General features: G+C 46.9%; 1 pseudogene. It reads left to right on the top strand.

Annotation, left to right across the window (positions count from 1 at the left end):
* Nucleotides 1–88: 88 nt before the first annotated feature.
* Nucleotides 89–540, top strand: a pseudogene (locus R7093_RS27575) (heme lyase NrfEFG subunit NrfE); the annotation flags it as partial.

The following is a 540-nucleotide window of genomic DNA, read 5'->3' as shown; positions in this document are numbered from 1 at the left end:
CGTGACAACATTGAGTTTGGTCGGCGTGCTGATGCTGCGTACGTTCATACTCTATGCTGGTCAAATGACCGTTGTCTAAGGAGGAACAATGGAGGCTGAACTAGGGTTCTTCTTACTGATTTTTGTCGCAATGGGGGCGAGTTGTTCCGCTGTACTGCATTGGTATCGCCGTGCAGCGGCTAAGCCCATTATGTTAGAACACCAACTTGCGACCTCACATCTCATCAGTTTGGCCTCTGTTGTTTGTCTATTACTGCTGATTGTCTGTTTTATCCAAGACAATTTTGCTCTTGAATATGTGGTCACTCATTCCAACAGCCAATTGCCAACCGCTTACAAGGTTGCAGCGGCATGGGGTGGGCACCAAGGCTCCATGCTGTTTTGGGTCGTGACGCTCAGTTTATGGGCATCATACATTGCTCTTAGTTCTCCGATTAACCCATGCTACACCGCAGATTGCCTTGGCATTATGAATGTTCTGATTGCCGTTTTTGCTTGGTTTACGTTAACAACGTCTAACCCTTTTGAGTTCGCAAAAAC

It is taken from the genome of Vibrio sp. 1580 (assembly GCF_033340055.1).
The sequence above is the reverse complement of the archived record's forward strand: the minus strand, read 5'-3'. Positions and strand labels throughout refer to the sequence as shown.